The sequence below is a fragment of the Xanthomonas sp. CFBP 8152 genome, from assembly GCF_014199025.1.
In the GTDB taxonomy this organism is placed as follows: domain Bacteria; phylum Pseudomonadota; class Gammaproteobacteria; order Xanthomonadales; family Xanthomonadaceae; genus Xanthomonas; species Xanthomonas arboricola_B.
The window spans coordinates 1,001,050-1,019,654 of sequence record NZ_JACHNO010000001.1 but is presented as its reverse complement, the minus strand read 5'-3'; the positions used below and the strand labels follow the sequence as shown (position 1 = coordinate 1,019,654).

At 65.3% G+C, this 18,605-nt stretch carries 16 protein-coding genes and 1 other RNA gene; 10 read left to right on the top strand and 7 right to left on the bottom strand.

The window, feature by feature from the left end; translation table 11 throughout:
* Window positions 1-84 precede the first annotated feature (84 nt).
* From raiA to FHT09_RS04155, 9 genes are all read left to right on the top strand, one after another.
* Window positions 85-402, top strand: a complete 318-nt coding sequence (gene raiA / locus FHT09_RS04195) for a ribosome-associated translation inhibitor RaiA (protein WP_047126942.1) — start codon at window positions 85-87, stop codon at window positions 400-402.
* Window positions 403-423: 21 nt separating this feature from the next.
* Window positions 424-882: a PTS sugar transporter subunit IIA gene (locus FHT09_RS04190; RefSeq protein WP_104607016.1), complete on the top strand. Its 459-nt coding sequence runs from the start codon at window positions 424-426 to the stop codon at window positions 880-882.
* Entirely contained in the window at window positions 879-1,829 is a 951-nt protein-coding gene (hprK, locus tag FHT09_RS04185; RefSeq protein ID WP_104535955.1) for an HPr(Ser) kinase/phosphatase, read from the top strand. Before FHT09_RS04190 ends, hprK begins: the two co-directional genes overlap by 4 nt.
* The gene (rapZ, locus tag FHT09_RS04180) at window positions 1,826-2,698 is read left to right on the top strand and encodes an RNase adapter RapZ (RefSeq protein ID WP_181141411.1); all 873 of its coding nucleotides are present in this window, start codon (window positions 1,826-1,828) and stop codon (window positions 2,696-2,698) included. Before hprK ends, rapZ begins: the two co-directional genes overlap by 4 nt.
* A 517-nt stretch (window positions 2,699-3,215) precedes the next feature.
* Complete coding sequence (locus FHT09_RS04175) at window positions 3,216-3,608, top strand: PTS fructose IIA subunit family protein (RefSeq protein WP_104607015.1); 393 nt, start codon at window positions 3,216-3,218, stop codon at window positions 3,606-3,608.
* A complete protein-coding gene (locus tag FHT09_RS04170) occupies window positions 3,601-3,870 on the top strand; it encodes an HPr family phosphocarrier protein (RefSeq protein ID WP_016904613.1) in 270 nt (89 codons plus the stop codon). The genes FHT09_RS04175 and FHT09_RS04170 overlap by 8 nt, the downstream gene beginning before the upstream one ends.
* Window positions 3,871-3,928: 58 nt before the next feature.
* Window positions 3,929-5,659: a phosphoenolpyruvate--protein phosphotransferase gene (gene ptsP / locus FHT09_RS04165; protein ID WP_104607014.1), complete on the top strand. Its 1,731-nt coding sequence runs from the start codon at window positions 3,929-3,931 to the stop codon at window positions 5,657-5,659.
* A 143-nt stretch (window positions 5,660-5,802) separates the two neighbouring features.
* Window positions 5,803-7,164 (top strand): magnesium transporter, encoded by a 1,362-nt coding sequence (mgtE, locus tag FHT09_RS04160; RefSeq protein ID WP_016904202.1) that lies wholly within the window; start codon window positions 5,803-5,805, stop codon window positions 7,162-7,164.
* Between the two features lie 211 nt (window positions 7,165-7,375).
* Window positions 7,376-8,113 carry a prolyl oligopeptidase family serine peptidase gene (locus tag FHT09_RS04155; RefSeq protein ID WP_221230551.1) on the top strand — a complete coding sequence of 246 codons (738 nt, stop codon included), beginning with the start codon at window positions 7,376-7,378 and terminating at the stop codon, window positions 8,111-8,113.
* 37 nt (window positions 8,114-8,150) lie between these two features.
* Here the strand turns inward: FHT09_RS04155 and cydB are convergent, their stop codons facing one another.
* The 7 genes from cydB to FHT09_RS04120 form a co-directional block, all read right to left on the bottom strand.
* Window positions 8,151-9,167 carry a cytochrome d ubiquinol oxidase subunit II gene (cydB, locus tag FHT09_RS04150; protein ID WP_039515200.1) on the bottom strand — a complete coding sequence of 339 codons (1,017 nt, stop codon included), beginning with the start codon at window positions 9,165-9,167 and terminating at the stop codon, window positions 8,151-8,153.
* A complete protein-coding gene (locus FHT09_RS04145) occupies window positions 9,167-10,564 on the bottom strand; it encodes a cytochrome ubiquinol oxidase subunit I (RefSeq protein ID WP_104607013.1) in 1,398 nt (465 codons plus the stop codon). The genes cydB and FHT09_RS04145 overlap by 1 nt, the downstream gene beginning before the upstream one ends.
* A gap of 181 nt (window positions 10,565-10,745) precedes the next feature.
* A non-coding RNA gene (locus FHT09_RS04140) (sX9 sRNA) lies at window positions 10,746-10,822 on the bottom strand.
* Window positions 10,823-11,313: 491 nt separating this feature from the next.
* Window positions 11,314-12,702: an amino acid permease gene (locus tag FHT09_RS04135; RefSeq protein WP_104607012.1), complete on the bottom strand. Its 1,389-nt coding sequence runs from the start codon at window positions 12,700-12,702 to the stop codon at window positions 11,314-11,316.
* A 262-nt stretch (window positions 12,703-12,964) separates the two neighbouring features.
* Complete coding sequence (locus FHT09_RS04130; protein WP_104607011.1) at window positions 12,965-14,026, bottom strand: polysaccharide lyase family 1 protein; 1,062 nt, start codon at window positions 14,024-14,026, stop codon at window positions 12,965-12,967.
* Between the two features lie 577 nt (window positions 14,027-14,603).
* Window positions 14,604-15,545 (bottom strand): proline iminopeptidase-family hydrolase, encoded by a 942-nt coding sequence (locus tag FHT09_RS04125; protein WP_104607010.1) that lies wholly within the window; start codon window positions 15,543-15,545, stop codon window positions 14,604-14,606.
* A gap of 260 nt (window positions 15,546-15,805) precedes the next feature.
* Complete coding sequence (locus FHT09_RS04120) at window positions 15,806-16,570, bottom strand: LuxR family transcriptional regulator (RefSeq protein WP_104535962.1); 765 nt, start codon at window positions 16,568-16,570, stop codon at window positions 15,806-15,808.
* Window positions 16,571-16,764: 194 nt separating this feature from the next.
* On the opposite strand from FHT09_RS04120, the gene FHT09_RS04115 reads away from it, so the two are divergent.
* Complete coding sequence (locus FHT09_RS04115) at window positions 16,765-18,150, top strand: APC family permease (protein WP_184416859.1); 1,386 nt, start codon at window positions 16,765-16,767, stop codon at window positions 18,148-18,150.
* Window positions 18,151-18,605: the final 455 nt, after the last annotated feature.

Here is an 18,605-nt window from a genome sequence, read left to right as displayed (position 1 = left end):
TGCACCCACTGCAACGCCGGCCTGCGCCGGGTGAGTCGGATCACCGGAAAGGTTCATTGGCCCACCGACCAATGGAGGTATCCGATGCGTATCGAGACGTATGGCCACCAGCTTGAAGTGACCCCCGCGCTGCGGGAGTACGTGGCAAGCAAGCTGCAGCGACTGCAGCGCCATTTCGACCAGCACTGCGAAGTCCGGACCCAGCTGGCCGTTCGCAAGCCAGACCATCACGTGGTCGCCACCGTCAACCTTCCCGGTCGCACCCTGCACGCAGATGCCAGCGGCGCCACCATGTATGCCGCCATCGACCTGCTGGTCGACAAGCTCGACCGCCTGGTGCTCAAGCACAAGGAAAAGAAATGTAACCACCATGCACGCGAGGTGCGCGACAATCCCGCATGACGCTTCTCGCTTGATGCCCTCATGCCTTTAACCGATCTGATGGCGGCCGTGCGCACCGTGGTGTCGCCGGCCGCCGATCGCGACACCGTCCTGCATGCCGCCGCCGACTTGCTGTCCTGCCGTCAGGCCGGCGCCGACGAGCTGTATGCCAACCTGTGCGAACGCGAGGCCCTGGGCAGCACCGCCATCGGCCACGGCATCGCCATCCCGCATGGGCGTTGCCCCAATCTCACCGAACCCCGTGGCGCATTGCTGCGGCTGGACACCCCGGTGGCCTTCGGTGGCGATGAGTCGGTGGACCTGATCTTCGCGATGGCGGTGCCTGCGCACTACACCCACCAGCATCTGATGCTGTTGTCGGAACTGGCCGAGCGGTTTTCCGATGCGGACTTCCGTCAGCAGTTGCGCGCCGCCCCCAATGCGGACGCCTTGATGGCGCTGCTCACCGACGCACCGCCAGCACAGGCCAGCGCCGCATGAATACCAGCATCACCGCACGCGAACTGTTCGACCAGCAGCGCGACAAGCTGGCATTGCGCTGGGTGGCCGGCCACAAAGGCGAGCACCGCGAGATCGAGGCCGGCAGCAACATTGCGCGCCGCCCGTCGCTGGCCGGCTATCTCAACGTGATCTACCCCAACAAGGTGCAGATCCTGGGCACCGAAGAGCTGGCCTGGCTGGACTCGCTGGATGCGCGGCAACGCTGGGAAACCATCGAGAAGATCATCCAGGTGCAGCCGCTGGCGCTGGCGATCAGCAAGAACCAGTCCTGCCCGGAAGACCTGCGCGCCGCCGCCGACGAATCCAACACGCCGCTGTGGATCTCGCCCAAGCGCGGCCACGAACTGCTCAATCACCTCTCCTACCACCTGGCGCGCACGCTGGCGCCGCGGGTCACGCTGCACGGCGTGTTCATGGAGATCTATTCGATCGGCGTGCTGATCACCGGCGAGGCCGGCTCGGGCAAGAGCGAACTGGCGCTGGAACTGCTCAGCCGCGGTCACCGGCTGGTGGCCGACGATGCACCGGAGTTCACCCAGATCGCGCCCGACGTACTCGACGGTACCTGCCCGGAACTGCTGCAGGACCTGCTGGAAGTGCGCGGCCTGGGCGTATTGAACGTGCGCGACATGTTCGGCGATACCGCGGTGAAGAAGAACAAATACCTGCGCCTGATCGTGCACCTGACCCGCCCGATGACCGAGCCCACCCCGTCCGGCTACGAACGCCTGACCGGCGATTCCGGCAGCCGGCACGTGCTGGATCTGGACGTGCCGCTGATCACCCTGCCGGTGATGCCCGGCCGCAACCTGGCGGTGCTGACCGAAGCCGCCACGCGCCTGCATATCCTGCGCACCAAGGGCATCGACCCGGCGGCGATGTTCATCGCCCGCCACAGCAACCTGCTGGAGCGACGTACGCCATGAGTACCGCGCCCTCCACGTTGATGATCGTGAGCGGGCTGTCCGGCTCGGGCAAATCGGTCGCGTTGAAGACCTTCGAGGATCTGGATTACTACTGCTCGGACAACCTGCCGGTCGAATTGCTGCCGGACTTCGTCAAGAGCCGCCTGCGTGGCAACCCGATCGGCGACCAGCGCCTGGCGGTGGGCATCGATGTGCGCAGCCGCAGCGACCTGACCCAGCTGGCGCAGTGGCGCCAGGCCGCGCAGGAATACGGGATCGAGGCGCGACTGCTGTTTTTCGAAGCCAGCGACGAGGCGCTGATCAAGCGCTACGCCGATACCCGCCGCCGCCATCCGCTCAGCCATCTGGGTCTGGCGTTGCCGGAAGCGATCACCCGCGAACGGCAGCTGACCGAGCCGCTGCGTACGCAGGCCGATGCCATCATCGACACCAGCACGCTCAACGTGCACCAGCTGCGTCGCCGCGTGGTCACCGAGTTCGCGCTCGGCACCAGCGACCGGCTGTCGCTGCTGTTCGAATCGTTCGCCTACAAACGGGGCGTGCCGGCCGAGGCCGACTTCGTGTTCGATGCGCGCGTATTGCCCAATCCGCATTGGGACCCGGAACTGCGCCCGCTGACCGGCCGCGATGCCGGCGTGCGCGACTATCTGGACGAGCAACCGGATGTGGTGCGCTACAGCGCGCAGATCGTGGACCTGCTCGATACCTGGCTACCGCGGCTGCGCAACGATACCCGCAGCTACGTGACCATCGCCTTCGGCTGCACCGGCGGCAAGCACCGCTCGGTGTATCTAGCCGAACGCATGGCGCGGCATGCGCGCGAACAGGGCTGGCCGGAGGTGGCGACGTTTCATCGCGAGCAGGATTGAGGGGCTGTGATTGGGGAATCGGGATTCGGGAATCAGGAATCGTCAAAGCGGTGCAACGCGGCTTGGAATGTGCGAACGACTACCACATCCGTGCGTCGGAGCATTGTCGCGTGAGTTCTGGCTCTGGCGTCGGGTCCCTGCCCAGGGTTTGCTGTCGATGCTTTGGTGTTGATGGCCGTTTGGAAGCTGCAGGCCACCTTTTGTCGCTGCTGCTTCCTTGTCTTGCCGCGGGCGCAGATCGATCGGCCTGGCGCAGGCATTGGGCCTGCGAGAAAAAACTTTTTTGATCGGTGCATTTCGTCGGCGCGTTCTGGTCGCGCGCTGCAGCGTTCGCTTGTGATGCGGTTCGCATCGGGAGACTGCGCACGTCACGATCACCGCCACGCCGGCAGCAACGCGCTTGCTGCGTGCATTGCACGCGACACACCGCAGCGGTCTTAAACGGCTATTCATTTCGCAACACATCGGTGCCGGCAAACGCTATCGCGCGGTCATGCCGACCTGTTAACGTTTCGGCATGGCCTGTGGCATTCTCCTCATTACTCATCCCGGCATCGGCGCGGCGTTGTTGCACGTGGCGACGGGGCTGTTGCGGCCGTTGCCGCTGAAGACCGAAGCGTTCGATGTGCCGCTCGATGCAGACCTGGACGCATTGCTGCCCCAGGCTTCGTCGGCGATGCGACGGGTCGACAGCGGCGACGGCGTGCTGGTCATGACCGACCTGTACGGCGCCAGCCCCAGCAATCTCGCCAGCCGGTTGGCAAAGCTCGGCACGCCGGTCCGCCGGGTGTCCGCACTCAGCCTGCCGATGCTGTTGCGGGTGATGAACTACCCCGAACAAGGATTGCAGGAGCTACCCGCCACCGCGGCGGCAGGCACCCGCAACGGAGCGATCATCGACGATGCTTGAACGCGAACTCATAGTTTCCAATCGACTCGGACTGCATGCACGGGCAACCGCCAAGCTGGTGCAGACGCTGTCGTCCTATCGCAGCAACGCCACCCTGGCGGCCAAGGGCCGCGAGGTGAATGCCAAGAGCATCATGGGCGTGATGCTGCTGGCCGCCGGCCAGGGCACCAGCGTGGTGGTGCGGCTGGATGGCGAGGACGAGGCGCAGGCCCTGCAGGCGCTGGTGGATCTGTTCGAGCGTCGTTTCGACGAGGACAGCTGAGCATGTGCTGCGTCGGTGCGGGGCTGACCGACAGGGCGCGGCCGCGCCCGGGCCGCGCATGAGCCTGCGTTTGCGTGGACACGCCGCCTCGCGCGGCAACGCGCTCGGACGCGCGCGCGTGCGCCAGAGCCACACGCTGGAAGTGGCCGAACAGCGCGTGCCCGCCAGTCAGGTGGAAACGCAGCTGCAGCGTCTGCATGTGGCGATCGAGGCGGCACGCACCGAGATGCAGCAGCTGCGCGACCGCCTGCATGGTGCGCTTGCGCGCGAGGTCGGCGAATTCCTCGAACTGCATGCGCTGCTGCTCGACGACCCGGAGCTGTTGCAAGGCCTGGACGAGTTGATCCGTACCCACCGTTACAGCGCCGACTACGCCCTGCGCGTGCAGCGCGACCGGCTGGCGGCGGTGTTCGACGGCATGGAGGACGCCTACCTCAAGAGCCGCATGGACGACCTGGATCACGTCATCGGTCGCATCCATGCGTTCTTGCACAAGCGCGCGCCCGACCTCAAGGGCGTGGCCGGAGAAATCCTGGTCTGCGACAACGTGGCACCCTCGGAGCTGGCGCAACTGCAGGCGCAAGGGGTGGTCGGCATCGTCACCACTGCCGGCAGCGCGCTGTCGCATAGCGCGATCCTGGCGCGCAGCCTGCACCTGCCGTTGGTGGTGGGTGTGAGCGATGCGGTACAGCGGATCGACGATGGCGATGTGTTGATCGTCGATGCCGGTTCCGGCCAGGTGATCGTCGATCCCAGGCCCGAGCATCTGCGCGACTACCGCGAGCGTCTGCGCGCACTGGCCAAGGAACAGCGCGAACTCGGCCGGCTGCGTTCCAAACCCACGCGCACGCGCGACAACGTCGATATCACGTTGCTGGCCAATGCCGAATCGCTGGAGGACGTGGCGAAGGCGCACGCGCTCGGTGCCAGCGGCCTTGGCTTGTACCGCACCGAATTCCTGTTCCTGCAGCGCAACGAGCTGCCGGACGAAGAGGAACAGTTCCACACCTATCGCGACACCGTGCTGGGCATGAGCGGGCGCCCGGTCACCATCCGCACGCTGGACCTGGGCGCCGACAAGGCCGACCGCACCGGTCTGACACTGAGCGATGAGGACAATCCGGCGCTGGGTCTGCGTGGCGTGCGGTTGTCGCTGGCCCGCCCTGCGGTGGCGCAGGCGCAGTTGCGCGCGATCCTGCGCGCCTCCGGCTACGGGCCAGTGCGCATCTTGGTGCCGATGGTCAGCGGCCGCGAGGAAGTCCAGCTGCTGCGCCGGCAGATCAAGAAACTGGCCGCGCAATTGCGCGAGCAAGGCCACGAGATCGCAGAGCACATTCCGCTCGGCGCGATGATCGAAGTGCCGGCTGCGGCCCTGGCGCTGGACTGCTTTATCGACGACATCGATTTCCTGTCGATCGGCACCAACGATCTGGTGCAGTACCTGCTGGCGGTGGATCGCAATAACGAGGCATTGGGCGAGTTGTATTCGCCGTTGCATCCTGCGGTGCTGCGCCTGATCGCACAGGTGATCGCCACCGGGCGCGCGTATGCCAAGCCGGTGGCGGTGTGCGGCGAGATCGCGGGCGACCCGCGCTTCGTGCCGATGTTGCTGGCCTTGGGGCTCACCGAGTTCAGCCTGCATCCGGCCACGTTGCTGGAGGTGCGCCGTGCGGTGCGCGACATCCACCTGGGCGAGTTGCGCGTGCAGGGCGACAAGCTGCTGCGCGCGCGCGACCGCAAGGGCATCGAGAAATGGCTGGCCACTGTCGCGCAGGGCCCGGCGCGCTGAGCGATCGCGGCATCGCGCAGGCGCTGTTCTAACGCGTTGCGAGCGGCACTGTAGGTTTCGTCACCATGCGCAAGCGATAATGCCGTGCTGATTCAGCACCGCGTCTTCCATCGGGACGTGTCCACTCTTCCAGGGAGCCGCGCATGGCCGAAGCCGTCCGCCACGACAAGACCGCGCGCCAGCTGCGATTGCTGTCCGATGCGCTCGACAGCGGACGCCTGGGCCCGGTACGACGGCTGGTCAATACGCTGGCGCCGGCGGAGATCGGCAACCTGCTGGAATCGCTGCCGCCCGGCAAGCGCGAGGTGGTGTGGGGGCTGGTCGACCCGGAAGACGACGGCGAAGTGCTGCTGCATGTCGGCGATGAAGTGCGCGAAAGCCTGCTGGCCGACATGGACACCGACGAGATCGTCGCAGCGGTTGAAGACCTCGACATCGACGATCTGGCCAATCTGGTCGAAGACCTGCCCGACACCGTCATCGACGAAGTGCTCAAGTCGATGGACCGCGAGAACCGCGAGCGGCTCGAGCAGGTGCTGTCGTATCCGGAAGACACTGCCGGCCGCCTGATGAATCCGGACGTTGTGACGGTGCGCGCCGACGTCAATGTCGATGTGGTGCTGCGCTATCTGCGCCTGCGCGGCGAGCTGCCCGACCACACCGACCACCTGTACGTGGTGAGCCGGCGCCATCAGTACCTGGGCCGGGTGTCGCTGGCCGCGCTGGTCACCCATGAAGACAGCACGCCGGTCAATCGCCTGATCGACGACGAACAACCGGCGATCGATGTCGGCGATGGCTCCGACGAGGTCGCGCGGCGCTTCTCGGACCACGACTGGATCTCCGCCCCGGTGGTGGACGACAACAACATCCTGCTCGGCCGCATCACCATCGACGACGTGGTCGACATCATCCGCGAACAGGCCGAACACCAGGCCATGAGCGCGGCCGGTCTGGACGAGGACGAGGACATGTTCAGCCCGGCGCGGCGCGCCTTCCGCCGCCGCCTGATCTGGCTGGGCATCAACCTGTGCACCGCGTTCCTTGCCTCCAGCGTGGTCAGCCGGTTCGAAGGCACGATCGAGAAGCTGGTGGCGCTCGCGGCGCTGATGCCGATCGTCGCCGGCATGGGCGGCAATGCCGGCACCCAGGTGCTGGCCCTGATGGTGCGCGGCCTGGCGCTGGGCCAGATCGGCTCTTCCAACGTGATGACCCTGCTCAAGAAGGAGCTCACCGTTGCGCTGATCAACGGCCTGGTGCTGGGCGTGGGCCTGGGGCTGATCGTGCTGGCATGGTTCCAGCAGCCGATGCTGTCGCTGGTGATCGGCACCGCGCTGACCTTGAACATGCTCACCGCCGCATTCGGCGGGGTACTGGTCCCGGTGACGCTGAAACGGCTGGGCTTCGACCCGGCGTTGGCCGGTGGCGTGATCCTGACCACGCTGACCGACGTGATGGGCTTCCTGAGCTTCCTCGGCCTGGCGACGCTGATCCTGTTGCCGTAGTCGTGGTCTGGAGCCATTGCGCCGAACTTTCGTGCCGCGCGCACCGCGGCGGCAATCAAATGAATATTCCGCAGAAAATCGCCGCAGCGCGACATGCCAGCACACCTGCATGCGGTGATACTGCGGGTCTGTCATCGGTCAGGAGGTATGCGTGATCCGTCGTTGTCTTGTTCTTGCGATTCTTGCACTGGTGCTGGCCGGCTGTTCCAGCATGGCTGAGCGCCACCACGACGGACGCCGCGGCCATTTCGTCACCCGCACGCTGCAGCTGGAGGGGCGGCTCTACCGCTATCAGGTATTCGTGCCGACCTCCAGGGCGCCGCAACCGCGCCCCATCGTGCTGTTCCTGCATGGCTCGGGCGAACGCGGCGACAACGGACGCGATCAGGCCGAAGTGGGCGTTGGCCCTTACCTGAGCGAACACACTGCCGAATTCCCTGCCCTGGTGGTGCTGCCGCAGGTGCCCGACGACGAGGAGTGGCTGGGCATCAACGCACGCATGGCGATCGCCGCATTGGACGCGGCCAGTGCCGAATTCGATGCCGACCCGCAGCGTACCTACCTCACCGGCATCTCGATGGGCGGCTATGGCGCGTGGGAAATCGGGCTGATGCAGCCGCAGCGCTTCGCCGCGATCGTGCCGATCTGCGGTGCACTCAAGGCCCCGCGCGATGAGCGTCGCACGCTCTACGTCAGCCTGGTGGCCAACGAGGCCGACCCGTATACCGCTGCGGTCACCCGGCTCAGGCACGTGCCGATCTGGATGTTCCATGGGGCCAAGGACGACTCGGTGCCACCGCATGACGACCGTGCGCTGTACCGCGCCGCAAAAGGCGTCGGCGCCAATGTGCGCTACAGCGAATATCCGGGCGGCAACCACAACGCCTGGGATGCGACCTACGCAGACCCGGCGATGTGGGAGTGGATGTTCAGGCAGCGCCTGCGCTGAGCGGGGGGCCCATTGCGCGGATGCGGTCTGCGCCCGATCAGTGGTGATAGCCGGTATCGGCGGTGATCTTGCCGCGGAACACGCGATACGACCATACCGTGTAGCCCAGGATCAGCGGCAGCAGCACCACCAGGCCGATCAGTGCGAACAACTGCGACGACGGCGGCGCGGCGGCCTGCCAGATCGTGTAGACCGGCGGCACCAGATACGGCCACATGCCCAGCACCAGGCCGAGAAAACCGAGCACGAACAGGCCCATCGCCAACAGGAACGGCGGCGTATCCGGCCGCCCCGCTTCGGTGCAACGCCAGAGCGCAAACCCGACGATGGCGACCAGCACCGGCACCGGCATCAGCCACAGGTAATGCGCACCGCTGAACCAGCGGTCCATCACATGCGATTGCAGCGACGGCAACCACGCGCTGACCAGGCCGATGAAGATCAACACGCTGATGGTCAGCGGCCGGCTCAACTGTCGCGCGAGCTGTTGCACATGGCCTTCGGTCTTGAGGATCAGCCAGGTGCTGCCGAGCAAGGCGTAGCCGAACACCAGCGCCGCGCCGGTCAGCATCGCGAAAGGACTGAACCAGCCCCAGATGCCGCCGACATAGCGGTCGTTTTCGATCGGCAGGCCCTGCACCAGCGCGCCCAGGATCACGCCCTGCGCAAACGTGGCCAGGATCGAGCCGGCAGCGAAGGCATTGCTCCACAGCCGGCGCGAGCGATGCGCCTTGAAACGGAACTCGAACGCCACCCCGCGGAACACCAGCGCCATCACCATCAACAGCACCGGCAGATACAGCGCCGACAGGATCACCGCATACGCCTTGGGAAACGCCGCCAGCAGCCCTGCCCCGCCCAGCACCAGCCAGGTCTCGTTACCGTCCCAGATCGGGGCGGCGGTGTTCATCATCAGATCCAGCTGCGCTTCGTCCTTGCGGAACGGCGCCAGGATGCCGATGCCGAGCACGAAGCCGTCCAGCACCACGTACATCAGCACCCCGAAGCCGATCACCGCGAACCACGCCACCGGCAATACGCTGCTCATGTCCATCATGCGGCTCCGTCGATCGGTTCATCGGCCGCCGACAGCGGCCGTGCCGGGGTGTGTTCGCCGTGGTCCAGCTGCGGCGCGTCATGCGGGGTCGGGCCGATCTTGCCGATCTTGACCAGGTACCAGATGCCCCAGCCGAACACGAACGCATAGCCGGCCACGTACACCGCCAGCGAGATTGCGGTCATCAGCGTCGATTGCGGGCCGACGGCATCGGCGGTGCGCAACAGCCCGTAGACCACATACGGCTGCCGCCCCATCTCGGTGACGAACCAGCCCGAGACCAGCGCGATGAAGCCGCTCGGCAACATCCAGCGCCAGGTCGCCAGCAGCCAGCGCCACTGCAGCAGCTTGCCGCGCCACCAGGCGAACGCCGAGACCCAGGCCACCAGCAGCATCAACGAGCCCAGCCCGACCATGATGCGGAAGGCGAAGAACACCGGCATCACCGGCGGGCGATCGGCGGCCGGCACCGAGGTCAGCGGCGCAATGCTGCCTTCCAGACGGTGGGTCAGGATCAGGCTGCCCAGGCGCGGGATCGCCACCTCGTAATCGTTGCGCTCGGCCTGCGCATTGGGCAGGGCGAACAGCACCAGCGGAAACCCCTGGCCCTGGCCTTCGTCATGCCAGTGCGCTTCCATCGCCGCGATCTTCATCGGCTGGTGCTTGAGCGTGTTCAAGCCATGCATGTCGCCAACGAAGATCTGCAGCGGCACGGTGATCGCCGCGAACGCCACCGCCAGCTTGAGCATGCGCAGCCCGGCCTCGCAGTGCACGCCGCGATGCAGATACCACGCCCCCACCGCACCGACCACAAAACAGGTGGTGATGAACGAGCCCAACGCCATATGCGCAAGCCGGTACGGGAACGAGGGGTTGAAGATGATCGTCAACCACGCCACCGGATGCACGATGCCGTCGACCACTTCATAGCCGGCCGGAGTCTGCAGCCAGCTGTTGGACGACAGGATCCAGAACGTGGAAAAAAGCGTGCCCAGCGCCACCATGCAGGTCGCCAGGAAATGCAGGCGTTCGGAAATGCGCCCCCAGCCGAACATCATCACGCCCAGGAAACCGGCTTCGAGGAAGAACGCGGTCAGCACTTCGTAGCTCAGCAACGGGCCGATCACGCTGCCGGCGATCCGGCTCAGCTCCGGCCAGTTGGCCCCGAACTGGAAGGCCATCACGATGCCGCTGACCACGCCCATGCCGAACGACACGGCGAAGATCTTCTGCCAGAAGAAATACAGCTCGCGCCACACCGGCAGCCGGGTGCGCAGCCAGCGCCATTCGAGAAATGCCAGCAGGCTGGACAGCCCGATGGTGAATGCGGGAAACAGCACGTGGAATGCGATGACGAATCCGAACTGGATCCGCGATAACAGCAAGGCATCCATGGAGAATCCTCCAGGAAATAGGTCAGCATCAGCGCACGGAGTCCAGGTCGATTGCCAAGACGACAGGCCAGTCGATCGCGACGTCTGCACGAAAGGATCATCATAACCACGGTCGTGCGCGTTCCCGATGCGACACGGCGTCGCATCTGCGGCAAATGGCCGCGCTTGTGCAGCCAGGCGCGGCCAACGAAACGTAGCGAGCGGTCGTCAGGCAGGTGCGGACGGCGCGCTCAGAACCGGAGTGCACGAGCGGTTCGTGCCCATTCCGAGCAGCGGCCGTGCCGGCCTGACGGCAGCGCAGTGGTTCTGCTGGTTGCAGCGCGCGATGCTACACCCGGTGTGCAATGCAGCGCGCATTCCTTGCACCCAGATGTGTTGCGCGCACACCGGTCACCGCGATGCACCCTGTTCTAGCGAATGCACGCCGACACGCGATGGAAGGTCTACCGCCCCACCCCAAACCGACCCAGGCCGCCGGGAAGCGCTCTCTCCCAGGCCCGCAGCAAATGGCTGCTTACGCATCCACGATGCCTCGCGCCGACCCGCCGGCACCATGTTCGGCTTGCCATCGGCCAGATGGCAATGTTGCAGACACATGGATCAGCAGATCCGGCGACCCGCCCGCCTGATGGCAAGGAAAACACCGCAAGACTGCTTGCGTGTTCTGGCTCCGGCGGTGTGCAGGAACTCACTGCAGGCTTGTCCTCGCTGCCGGATGATCACGCACCCAGTCACGTGAACCCGCACGTTTAGGTCCGACCACGGGCGCGTCGTGCCACTCCGCTGACCATTGCAATGAAGGCGGTCAAGCCGACCATCGACAGGAACTGCGCACGGGTGTCCACCGACGATGCCAACAGCACGAAGATCACCGCCAGGATCGCCAAGGCCAGCAAGGTCAGAAACGGGTAACCCCGCATGCGGAACGGCAACGCGATGCCGGCGCGGTCGGCGCGTGCGCGCAGGATCAGCTGCGACAGCAGCGAGATCGCCCACACCAGCAGACAGGTGGCGCCGACGATGTTGAGCAGCATCGGCAGCACCTTGTTGGGATACAGCAGTTCCAGTGCTGCCGCGGCAAAACCGAACAGCACGCTGGCGATCACCGCCGCCAGCGGCACCTGCTCGCCGCTGGTCCTGCCGAGCAACCGCGGCGCTTCGCCGCGCTGGGCCAGCGAGAAGATCATCCGCGAGGCGCCATACAGATTGGCGTTGAGTGCCGACAGCAAGGCCACCACGGCGACCAGGGTGATGGCGGTGGCCGCGCCGGGAATGCGCGCCACCTCCAGCACGGCAGCGAACGGAGAGCTGAGCGCCGTGCTGGTCCACGGCACCACCGCCACGATCACGCTGATCGAGCCGATGTAGAACACCAGGATGCGCCAGGCCACGGTGCGAATCGTGCGTGCCAGACTGCGGCCCGGGTCGGCGGTTTCCGCAGCGGCCACTGCCACGATTTCGGTGCCGCCGAAGGCGAACACCACCACCAGCAACGCCGATCCGATGCCGGCCAGCCCCTTCGGCGCGAATCCGCCGTTGCGGGTGAAGTTGGACAGCCCCGGCGACACCACGCCGGGAAGCCACCCGGCCAGCAGGGCCACGCCAATGAGCAGGAACACCACGATGGCAACGACCTTGAGGATGGCGAACCAGAATTCGAACTCGCCGAAATTGCGCACGCCGAGCAGATTGATCGCGGTGAAGGTGGCCATGAACACCACCGCCAGCAACGGCACCGACAACGCCGGCCATACCGAGGCGAGCAGGCCGGCCGCGCCGACCGCTTCGGCCGCGATCACCACCACGATCTGCAGCCACCACAACCAGCCCACCGTCGCCCCGGCGGTCGGCCCCATCGCGTCGGCTGCGTACACCGAAAACGCACCGCTGGCCGGCTTGGAAGCGGCCATTTCGCCCAGCGCGTTCATCACGATGATCACCAGCGCCCCGGCGATCAGGTACGACACCAGCACGGCCGGCCCCGCCGCGTGGATCCCCACGCCCGAGCCAAGAAACAGCCCGGCGCCGATCGCCGTGCCCAGGCCCATCATCATCAATTGCCGCGGTTTCAGCGCATGGCGCAATGCGGGCGCGGCGGACGGAGCGTGCTCAGCAACGGGATCGGTCGGAAGCGGCATGGACGGGCTTGGATGGATGGAATCGCAACACGATACCGCGTCGCGTCGCCCGCCGCGCCTCTTGACGCCGACCAGGAAGCGAGGGTGGATCAGCCCTGGCGGGCTCTTGCCCGTCTCCACCGCCGGCAGCTTCACCGCCACGTACGCAGCAACCGGTGACCACGTGCCCGGCTTCAAACCACCGATGCACGAACCAGCTGCACACCACCGACAAGAATCCCCGGACAGGCCGGGGATCCATGTGACCGCGCCCCGTCGCCGTTTACTCGGCCAGGTTGGTGGCTGCACCGGCGGTGGCGATCACCTTGGCCTTGACCTGTGCGGCCGGAGTGATGCTGTAGGTGTAGCCCAGCGGTTCGGGGAACACCTTGCTGGTGATCCAGTTGGTGGCGTTGGCGTAGGGCTTGCTGCCATCCGGGGTGCTCCAGGTGATGCCGCTGCCGACGTAGTTGTTGATCAGGTCCCAGTAGCCGATCTCGCTGCTGTCGCGCGAGGTCACCGGGTTCTTGATGTTCTCGAAGTAGTTGGACTCGATCTTGGCCACCCCGCCCATGCGCACGTTGATGCCCGAGGTGGTGACGTTGTTGAAGTAGTTGTTGTAGATGTGGCTCAGCCCAAAACGTTGCAACGGCACGCGCGATTCGACGTTCTCGAAGCGGTTGTGGTGATAGGTGGTGCGAGCGGCCGAATTTTTGGTGTCGCTGTCGCTGAATCCGTTGAGCGCGACCTTCTGATAGTTGTAGACGTGGTTGTAGGACACGGTGACGTGATGGGTGCCCTTCTTCATGTCGATGCCGCCATCGAAGGACGCATCGCCGGCACCGGAGCACTTGGTCAACGAGGCGAACACGGTGTTGTGGTCGACCCAGATCCTGGACGGCGAACCGCTGGAAGTGCCTTCCAGGGAAATCGAATCGGCATCTTCGCCGCCCTGCAGCAAGCCGATGGTCATGTTCTGGATGATGACGTTGCTGGAGTTGCCCACCACCCACAGCCCGAAGTTGGCCGACGAGCCGTTGGCACCCTTGATGGTGATGTCGCTCTTGTTCTTGATCTGCACGGTCTTGGCCGGCAATTTCCACTGTGCGCAGACGTCCTTGATGGTGCTGAAATCGAACTTTCCGGTGTAGTTGAGCACCAACCCGCCGCTGCCGGAGTAACTGTCGATCGCGGCCTGCATCGCCGCGAAGGTAGCCACAGTCACCGGTGTCTTGTTGCCGCCGCCGGTAGTGCCGGCACCGTATCCGACCGGGCCGGCGATGGCGCCCGCAGTGCAGGCGGACAGTGCAAGCGCAAGTGTGCCCTGGAGTGTCTTGATCATCATGCAGCCTCTCCCAAAGAAGTGAACGAGCGATGCATGCTGTCTGCGCCGCAGCGACGACAACAGCAAAGCGATGCGTGGGGGCCGCATTTTTTGCGCGATTTAAGACATAAAACAATTATCCATCACTGAAACTTTGACGCACCACGGTGTTCTTCTTGCAGGACATGCGAAAGAGACAGCGGGAGACACCCGGGACAGGACACTGCTGCGCCGCGCGCAATGTGTATTTTGTATGCACATGTGTTTTCTATCCATGCAAACGCCGGCCGATGCTGCGTTTGCGCACGCGCGCTTTCGACTGCCATTGGTAGCGGCAAATGCGCCTGTAGGTACCCGCGTGCATCACCAGGTACTGCGCACTGGTAGCTGCGCACGACCGCGTGCCGTGGGCCGTCGGACGTATGAGGCACAGCTGCCTGCATCAATACGACTGCTCTTCACGATCACTGTTGCAACCTTGCTCCCACGATGCGCAGGCAAGGCAGTTCATGCTCGATTGCGACCCGTCGCAGCAGCGCCCGCAGGCCGGGCAGGCGCAGGTTCGCGTGCGCACTCACGTGTCCCGCACTGCATCGGCTCAAACCGCGCGACTGGCCTGCATGGACGCATGCACCAGCTGCTCGCCGGGCCACGGCGTGTGGTCGTCGAGGAAGTTGCCGACCAGGCGCATGCACGCCGGGCGTTCTTCCACATGCGGCATATGGCTGGAATTGGCGAACACATGCCACCGCACGTCCGGGATCAGGCGCGCGTACGGCTCCACCGTTTCCGGTGTGGCCTCGTCGTATTTGCCCGACAGCACCAGCGTGGGCGCATTGATGCGATGCAGGCGCTCGATGATGCTCCAGTTGCGCAGGCTGCCCACCACATGGAATTCGGTCGGGCCATTCATGGCGTGATACACGGTCGGGTCGGCATCGATGGCGGCGAAGGTGCGCGCCACTTCCCCAGGCCAGGGCAACACGCGGCAGACGTGCTGGGCGTAGAACACCTGACTTGCGACGCGATAGGCTGGGTCGTCCAGGGTGCCGGCCGCTTCGTGCGCGTCCAGCGCCGCCTGGATGTGCTCGGGCAGGTGCGCGCGCAGCCGCAGCGCAGCAGCGCGCCACAAGCCCATCGATGCCGGCGAGTTGGCAATCACCAACGCACGCAGGCCGGCCGGCCGCCGCACCGCATGCTCGGCCGCCAGCATCCCGCCCCAGGACTGCCCCAGTAACGCGTACTGCGACAGCCCCAACTGCGTGATCAAGGCCTGCAACTCGTCCAGAAACAGTCCCACCGTCCAGAAACCGGGGTCTGCATCGGGAAGATGGGTGGACTTGCCGTTGCCGAGCTGGTCGTAATGGATCACCGCGCGGCCATTGGCCGCCAGGTCCTTGAAGCTGTCCACATAGTCATGGGTGCAGCCGGGGCCGCCGTGCAGCACGATCAGCGGGCAGGCATCGTTGCGCAGATCGCCGGTGATGCGGTACCAGGTACGGTACCCACGGAATTCGACGTAACCCTCGGTGGACTGCATGACCTGCGCCTGCTGACGGCAAGAATAAGCACCGAGCCTAGCCAGCGAAACGCCGCGCCATAACTGGCAAAACTCCCAGGTTCGCGCCGCTCTGGAAGGTCAGTGCCCGACAGGCGAGCGGTGCGATCCAGCCGAGCGCGTAGCTGGTCGCCAGGACGGGCATCGACCAGTGCAGCGATTGCGCTTGCCGATCGCCAAATTTCACTACTGGGGAAATCGTCTATCGCGGCCTGGAGTCGCAGGCGCCGACCGCGACGCGCCTACGGCTCCAGCAATCGATAATGCATGCCGCGTACGACGGCCTCGACACGATTGCGCGCGCCCAGCTTGCGTGCCGCCGAGTTCAGATGCAGGTTCACCGTGGCGGTGGAGCGGTTGAGCGCAGCGGCAATGCTCTTGGCTGTCAGCCCCTTGGCCGAGTATTGCAGGCATTCGCGCTCGCGGCGGGTCAACGCGATGTGGTGGCAGCGGCGCTCCTGCGGATCGAGCAGCTCCTGCGCGCGTGCCTGGAAGGTATGCGCCAGCAGCAGGAATGGCGACAGCTGGGTTTCGGCCAGCCGCAGCGCCTCGGCCGCGACCGCGTCGACCGCAGCGCTGAATGTCGCGAACGCGCCACCCGGCAGGTGCAGGGGCACGGTGACACCGGTTCCCATGCCGCTATCGCACAGATAGCGCGTGACCTGCCGATGCTGGCTGCCGACGTATTCCACGCCTTCCATCTCGCCGTCGCTGCGGTAGGACCACACGAATGGCGTGGTGCGGCGCGTCGCACGCTGCTGCACCGGGTCGTGCTGGTAATAGCCGTGCTCGCACCAGATGTGCTGCATGTCGCCCGGCGCATTGCGCTGCATGAACACCGACGGGGTGATCAATGCCCCTTCCAGGCTCAGCGGGACCGGCGCGTAATCGTAGACCAGCGACTGGAAGCCCAGCCCACAGACATCGGCAAACGCCCGGTCCAGGCAGGCATTGAGCGTGTGCAGCGCCTGCAGATCGCGGCCCAGGCTGGCCAAAGTGTCGAACATGGGGGTCCTTCGGTACCGACGTGCGCCGCTGGATGACATCCAGCAGGGAAAACCTAGCATTTTTACCAATGGATGGGTTTGGCGGCCACATTATCGTCACAATGCCAGCCAGGCAGCTGCACAGAAGCATCGACGTACAGACGCTCCCACCGCGCCTGCGTCGCGACCCGGCATTCCTTTCAGCGGACACCTGCATGACCGACACACCCTGCCGCGACGCCGCGGCCGCGCTGGAGCGCTTTGGCTACGCCCAGGAGCTGAAGCGGCAGCTCACGCTCAAGGATCTGCTGATCTACGGACTGGTCTTCATGGTGCCGACCGCGCCATTCTCCATTTTCGGCGGCGTGTTCGACATCAGTGCCGGGATGGTGCCGCTGACCTACCTGGTCGGCTTCGTGGCAATGCTGTTCACCGCGTTGAGCTACCAGCAGATGTCGCAGGCGTTTCCGGTCGCCGGCTCGGTGTATGCGTACGTGGGGCGGGGCGTGAGCAGCGGCGTGGGCTTTCTGGCCGGTTGGGCGATCCTGCTCGATTACCTGCTGGTGCCGACCCTGCTCTACGTGGTCGGCGCCAACGCCATGCACAACGTGTTGCCGGCGGTGCCGCAGCCGGCGTGGATCGCCTTCTTCGTGGTGCTCAACACGCTGGTCAACCTGCGCGGCATCGAAACCACCGCGCGTGCCAATCGCTTCTTCCTCTACGCGCAGCTGGTGGTGCTGGCGGTGTTCGTGGTGCTGGCCAGCATGGCGATCCAGCGTGGCATCAATGGTGCGTACTGGAACCTGCGTCCGTTCTACAACCCGCAGGCATTTTCGCCGCAGTTGATCTTCAGCGCCCTGTCGGTGGCGGCGGTGTCGTTCCTGGGCTTCGATGCAATCTCCACGCTGTCGGAAGAGGCCCGTGGCGGCAACCGCGTGGTCGGGCGGGCAACCTTGCTGTCGCTGTTGCTGGTGGCCGGCTTATTCGTGCTGCAGACCTGGCTGGCGGCGCTGCTGCAGCCCACCCTGCAACGCTATCCCAGCGCGCAGGCCTCCAACGATGCCTTCTTCGAGATCGGGCGCTTGATCGCCGGGCCGTGGTTGCAGATCGTCATTGCGCTCACGGTTGCGATCAGTGCGGCCGTCGCCAATTCGTTGGTGGCGCAGGCCGCCACATCGCGCCTGTTGTTCGCCATGGCGCGCGATCGCCAGCTGCCTGCCTTTCTGCGCTACATCCATCCACGCTCCGGTGTACCGCAGCGCGCCATCCTGCTGGTGGCAGGCTTGAGCATGGTGCTGGGCGAAGTCTTCGTCGGACAGATCGCGCTGCTGTCCTCGTTGTGCAATGTCGGCGCGCTGACCGCCTTCATTCTGTTGCATGCGGCAGTGCTGTGGCATTTCCGCGGACAGGGCCACAGCACGCTGTTGCATGTGGCGACACCGTTGATCGGCATCGTGATCCTGGCGTATGTGCTGATCAATGCCGACCAGCATGCGCAACTGGGCGGCGCAGCCTGGATGATGGTCGGGCTTGCCGTCCTGGCGTTTCTGAAAGTCAGCGGTCGCTCGACCGACTTCCGCGCCAGCGACGCGTTGGAATAGTGCGTCGCGGCTCAGTGTGCGGCCCTGCAGCGGTCTGCTGGCGCGCATCGACATTGCAGGTACGTCGAGCACGCAGGGCAACGCCCGCAAAGGCGATGCGCGCTGGCCCTCCCGCATGCAGCGTATCCGCCTGAAGCGTCTGACAGGTTGATCGAAGCGTCGTTGCCGGCGGCGTGCGCGATCGTGTTGCCGCAGGTGGAGCGGCACGCGTGTCGCAGCCGATTCCCAGCATGCCGCACTGCGGCGCCTTGCGTCTGCGCAAGCGAGTGCCAAGGCGTGCACACGTCGACCGCCGCACGCAAAATACGCTTGTGTTTTTGTCGGCCGCTACCCTCTGAACGAGATTTTCAGCACATATTCAGCCGTCAACATTCGCTAGTCTCATTCGGCGCCAACGATGGCGCCCGCAGGATGTGGCCCCCGCCGCAACCTGTCGTTCCCTGACGAGAAGGACT